General features: G+C 70.6%; 3 protein-coding genes. All 3 read right to left on the bottom strand.

The genetic code is table 11. The features are described from left to right. Nucleotides 1–60: 60 nt before the first annotated feature. The 3 genes from RT309_RS14030 to RT309_RS14020 all read right to left on the bottom strand — a co-directional run bounded on the left by RT309_RS14030 (nucleotide 61) and on the right by RT309_RS14020 (nucleotide 3960). Nucleotides 61–2175 (bottom strand): MMPL family transporter, encoded by a 2115-nt coding sequence (locus RT309_RS14030; RefSeq protein ID WP_313358019.1) that lies wholly within the window; start codon nucleotides 2173–2175, stop codon nucleotides 61–63. A 191-nt stretch (nucleotides 2176–2366) separates the two neighbouring features. Next, nucleotides 2367–3524, bottom strand: coding sequence for a flagellar hook protein FlgE (locus RT309_RS14025; protein WP_313358017.1), 1158 nt, complete (start codon nucleotides 3522–3524; stop codon nucleotides 2367–2369). Nucleotides 3525–3534: 10 nt separating this feature from the next. Further along, nucleotides 3535–3960 (bottom strand): flagellar hook capping FlgD N-terminal domain-containing protein, encoded by a 426-nt coding sequence (locus RT309_RS14020; RefSeq protein WP_313358015.1) that lies wholly within the window; start codon nucleotides 3958–3960, stop codon nucleotides 3535–3537. Nucleotides 3961–4123: the final 163 nt, after the last annotated feature.

The following is a 4123-nucleotide window of genomic DNA, read 5'->3' as shown; positions in this document are numbered from 1 at the left end:
CCGCCGTGCCCGCGCTCGCGGCGGCCGCGACCGGGCATCCGGCCGCCGCCGCCGGGCTCGTCAGCGGGTGACAGAGGCATGCTCACGAGGCTCATGGGTCGATTCTTCCTCCGAACCGCTCGCGGGCGAAGAGCCCGGGCGGCTCGGCCACCAGATCCGGTCGCCGACGAGGGCGAAGATCGCGGGCACGATCACGGTGCGCACGACCAGCGTGTCGACGATCACCCCGACCCCGACGATCAGTCCGAGCTGGCCGAGAGTGACCAGGGGCAGTACGCCCAGCGCGGCGAAGACGGCTGCCAGCACGATGCCGGCGCTGGTGATCACCCCACCGGTGTGGGTGATCGCCTCGACGATGCCGCCGCGCGTGCCGTGCTCGGCCGCCTCACCGCGGGCGCGGTGCACGAGGAAGATCGTGTAGTCGACGCCCAGGGCGACGAGGAACAGGAACGCGAGCAGCGGCACCTGCAGGTCGAGGGCGTGCTGACCGAGCAGCACCCGGCTCAGCCAGGCACCCGCACCGATCGCGGCGACCGCACTGGCGAGGTTCACCAGAAGCAGCAGCACCGGCGCCACGAGCGACCGCAGCAGCACGAGCAGCACGAGGAAGGTGACGGCGAGCACGAGCGGCGCGATCAGCAGCAGGTCCTGCTGGTTGCCGGTGCGTGCGTCGAAGTCGGTGGCCACGGCGCCGCCCACCAGGGCATCCGCGTCGGGGACGGCGTGCACGGCGTCGCGCAGCTCGACGATCTGATCGAGGCTCTGCGTCGTGCTGGGGGCGTACTCGCTCGTGACCATCAGCTTGGTCAGCGAGCCGTCGGTGCTCTCGCCGATCGGATGCGCGCGCACCACCCCCTCGACGTCGTCGATCGCGGCGAGCACGTCATCGGCGTGGTCGCTGTCGGTGACGATGAGGATCGGCTGCGCCTCGCCGGCGGGGAAGTGCTGCGAGAGCACCTCCAGGCCGGTGGCCGACTCGGACTGCACGCGGAACTTCTCGATCTGGTCGAGTCCGACCGAGGTGCCCACGAGGCCGGTCGCCATGACGGCCAGCAGCGCCACGCCGCCGATGAGGCTCAGGACGGGTCGGCGCACGACCTTGGTGGCGAGGCCTCGCCAGGCGCGACCCGGGACGCGGGTCTGACCGGGGCGCGGCACGAACGGCCAGAAGATGCCACGGCCGCACACCGCCAGCAGCGGCGGCAGCAGGAACAGCACGGCGGTCAGGGCGATCAGCAGGCCGATCGCGCTGGAGACGCCCAGACCGTGCGTGCCGGGGATGACGGCGAGCACGAGGGTGAGCAGCGCGAGCACGACGGTGACGTTCGACGCGAGGATGGCGGGCGCCGTGCGACGCCAGGCGATGCTCAGCGCGCGTCGGTGGTCGTCGGTCTCGAGCAGTTCCTCGCGGTAGCGCGAGATGAGCAGCAGGGCGTAGTTCGTGCCGGCGCCGAAAACCAGCACGCTGATGATGCCCGCATCGAACTGCAGGTTCCAGGCCGCACCGGCGGCGGCGGCCATCCGGCCGGCGAGACCGTCGGCGAGGGCGACGACGACCAGCGGGATCAGCCAGAGCACGGGGGAGCGGTAGGTGATGATCAGCAGCACGGCGACGATGAGGATCGTCACGAGCAGCAGGGTGAAGTCCGCGCCCTCGAACGCCGATGCGACGTCGGCGCCGAAGGCCGGTCCGCCGGTGACGTGCGAGGTGAGCCCGTCGATCGGGTTGTCGGCCAGATCCGCGCGGATGTCGCCGATCACCTCGGCCGTGGCGGTGTTCGTCTCGCCGACGGTGATCGGGGCGACCAGCAGCGCGGCTTCGCCGTCTTCGCTCACCAGGGGGCCGGTGGCATCGGCATCCGTGCGCTGGTCGAGAACGGGCAGCAGATCCTTCAGGCCGGCGAGGTCGGCGTCGGTGAGGGCCGCGCCGTCGTCCCGCGTGGTGACGACGAGCACCGACTGACGGTCCGCGTTCGGGAACTCGTCCAGAAGCGCGCTGGTGCGCGCGGATTCCGAGTCGGGCGGGGCCGCGGTGTTGCCTTCGGGTGCTTTGGCTGAGCCGAACGCGCCGAACAGCAGCACCATCACGAGCAGGACGAGACCGAGCGAGACCCACGCGCCTCGGCGCGAGGTCAGCCGGTCGGAGAAGGAGGGGCGAACCGCAGAATCTGGCATGCTTCCACTTCACCAGCGCCGCGCGCGCGGCACATCGCGAGCAAGGGTGAAGTACGTCTCAGCCGAAAGGATGAGAGACGCGCCCGACAGAACACACGTCGGCTGGTCCCGAATGGTCGCCTCGCGCGGGGCGAGGCAGCCATTCGGGACCAGCCGGCGGAAAGAGGGCCGGATGCCGGATGCCGTCGGGCTCAGCGCTTCAGGTTGGTGAGCTCCTGCAGCACCTCGTCGCTCGTGGTGATGATGCGGGCGTTCGCCTGGAATCCGCGCTGCGCCACGATGAGGTTCGTGAACTCCTGCGACAGGTCGACGTTCGACATCTCCAGAGCGCCGCTGATGATGCCGCCCATGCCGTCCTGGCCGGCCTGCCCCACGGTCGCCTGGCCGGAGTTCGCGGTGGGGCGGAACTGCGACGACCCGACCTTCTCGAGACCGCCCGGGTTGGTGAAGCCGGCGAGGGCGACGCGGGCGAGCACCCGCGATTCGCCGTTGCTGAACGTGCCCATCAGGCTGCCGTCCTCGGTGAGCGCGTACGACGAGAGCGTGCCGGCGGGGCGTCCGTTCTGCTCGGTGATGGCGACGGTGCTCACGTTGCTGAAGCCGGTGAGCTTCGTCAGGTCGACGGTGACACCGCCCGAGACGATCTCGTCGGGGCCGGTCAGCTTGCCGTCGGTGAGCGTCAGCGAGACCGTGGTGCCGCCGGATTCGACATCCCAGCCGCCGGTGGTGCGGGTGAACGTCAGCCGCAGCGTCGTGGCGTTACCGCCCGCGTCGTAGACCTGCACATCGCGCACGAGCTGCGCGTTCGTGGCGGTCTCGGCGGGCAGGTTGCCGGTCACCCCTGCGCGGGTGGTGCCGACGGCGGGCACGACCGCGCCGACCGGCAGGGTGATGCTGCCGAGCGCCTGGCCGCCCGTGATCACGCCGTTCTGCGCGGTCCAGCCCTGCACGAGGGCGCCGTCGGCGCTGGTGAGCCGGCCGGCCGCGTCGAACGAGAAGCCTCCGTTGCGGGTGTAGAGCGTCTCGCCCCCGGAGCGCACCATGAAGAAGCCGTCGCCGGCGATCATCAGGTCGGTCGGAACGCCCGTCGGCTGCGGGGCGCCGGACGAGAAGTTGGTGCGGATGCCGGCGAGCTGCACGCCGAGACCGACCTGGGCGGGGTTCGAGCCGCCGGCGTCGGCCCGCGGGCCCATCGAGTTCTGCACGAGCTGCGAGAGCGAGTCCTGGAACTGCACGGCGGATGACTTGAATCCGACCGTGTTGACGTTGGCGATGTTGTTGCCCGTGACGTCGAGCATGGTCTGGTGGGTGCGCAGGCCGGAGATCCCGGAGAAGAGCGAGCGGAGCATGATGAGCCTTTCAGGAGGAGGTGAGAGTCAGGCCGGAGAGGGCGTCGAGCGGGACGTTCTTGTCGCCGATCGCGACGGTGGGGACGGGGCCGGCGAACGACACCGAGGTGACGACGCCGGTGTGCGAGACACCGTCGGCGTCGACGTACTGCGCTTCGCGGCCGATCAGTGCGGCAGCCGTGTGGCGCATGCTCAGCGCGAAGCTCTCGGACGTCATCGACGTGAGCTGCGTGAGCTGCTCCATCGAGGCGAGCTGCGTGGTCTGCGCGATCATCTCGTTGGTGTTCATCGGCGAACTCGGATCCTGGTTCGACAGCTGGGTGACCAGCAGCTTCAGGAACACCTCGGAGTCGAGGGTCTTCTTCTGGGTGACCGGGGGCGTCGTGCTGCCGGTGTGCACGCCGGCAGTGGCCGTGAGGGGTTCGACGGAGGTCATCGTGCTCCTTGTCTGTCAGGCGTACACGTCGATGCGCGAATGCGACGACGAGGGGTCGGTGGGGCCGGTCGGCTGCATCTGGCCGACGGATGCCGGACGCGGTCCGTGTCGTGGCTCGGCGGCGGCGGCGGCGGCGGTGTGCGCGCGCTGCTGGTCGCCGCGC

Source organism: Microbacterium sp., assembly GCF_032084865.1.
GTDB lineage: Bacteria > Actinomycetota > Actinomycetes > Actinomycetales > Microbacteriaceae > Microbacterium.
Note: the sequence above shows the minus strand (reverse complement) of the source record. Positions and strands in the feature narration are given on the sequence as shown.